Here is a 1,308-nt window from a genome sequence, read left to right on the forward strand (position 1 = left end):
GCACTTGTAGAAAAACAGGCCGTTCAAATAACAGCCTTGCTGGTTCGTGTTGAAAGTTTGGAACAGGAGTTGTCTTTTTATAAAAACAGGAAGAACAATGGCAATTCGCATATTCCCTCTTCAGTAGACTTAGGAAAGCCCAAACGCAATCAAAGCTTAAGAGAGAAAAGCGGTAAAAAAGCAGGTGGTCAGCAAGGACATGAAGGGTCTACATTAGCCTTCCACGCCATTCCTGATGAAATCATGATCTATGCCCCGCAATATTGCCACTGTTGCGGTGATGATCTGAGCGCTATACCAGCCATCCCCTTAAGCAAACGTCAGGTAATCGACATTCCTCAACCTGTGGCTATTTGTACCGAGCACCGGACGTTCTCAAAAACGTGCAGCTGCGGACATACTACAAAAGGTGAATTTCCTGCACATGTAAAGGCCCCTGTTCAGTATGGCAGCCATATCGAAGCATTGACCGCTTACCTGAACGTTCGCCAATATATGCCATTTGGCCGGATACAGGAGTTCTATAGCAAGATCATGGGCCTGGAAATAAGCCAGGGCGGGATTGCTGGTTTATTACAGCGCTTTACCGGCAAGGCTTTACCCATGTACAGGGAAATCAAAAACAGAATTGAAAAAGCAGCATGTTTAGGAACCGACGAAACGGGTGCGAAAATAAATGGCAGGACCCATTGGTTCCGGACCTGGCAGAATGAAGCATTGACCTTTATCGTACAATCACAAAGCAGGGGATATAAAACGATTGCCCAAACATTCCCTGATGGTTTGCCTGAAATTATATTGGTGCATGATCGCTGGGCCGCACATTTCAGATGCGAGGCCAGTCAGCATCAAATCTGCCTGGCACATTTGCTTAGGGACTTGAATTATATCGCCCAGATACACCAGGACGACTGGTCCAAATCTTTAAAATCAGTACTTAAACGAGCGATTTCCTTAAATAATGAAGCCGATTATGATGCTTTGTCGGAAAGCCCTGCAAGAAATGAATCAGAGCAGTCTTTGGCCGATTTGCTCCAGCTTCAATTGCCCGATAAGCACAAATTAGCTATCAGGCTACAAAAGAAACTGCACAAAATTAGTCAGCATATACTTTGCTTTTTACATTATAATAGTGTTCCCCCCGATAATAACGGCTCTGAAAGAGCGATTAGGACCATTAAAGTAAAACAGAAAGTTTCCGTAGGTTTTCGTTCCCTGGATGGTGCTGATGGCTTTGCTATAATGCGATCTGTGATTGACACCACCATTAAATCTGGTAATGATGTCTTTTATACCCTAAAATTAATC

1 protein-coding gene is annotated in these 1,308 nt (G+C 43.9%); it reads left to right on the top strand.

Annotation, left to right across the window (positions count from 1 at the left end; all coding sequences use genetic code 11):
* Positions 1-1,308 (top strand): IS66 family transposase (gene tnpC / locus BFL47_RS18980; RefSeq protein WP_069661368.1); only part of this gene is annotated, 1,308 nt, incomplete at both ends.

This window comes from Arcticibacter eurypsychrophilus (assembly GCF_001730525.1).
GTDB lineage: Bacteria > Bacteroidota > Bacteroidia > Sphingobacteriales > Sphingobacteriaceae > Arcticibacter > Arcticibacter eurypsychrophilus.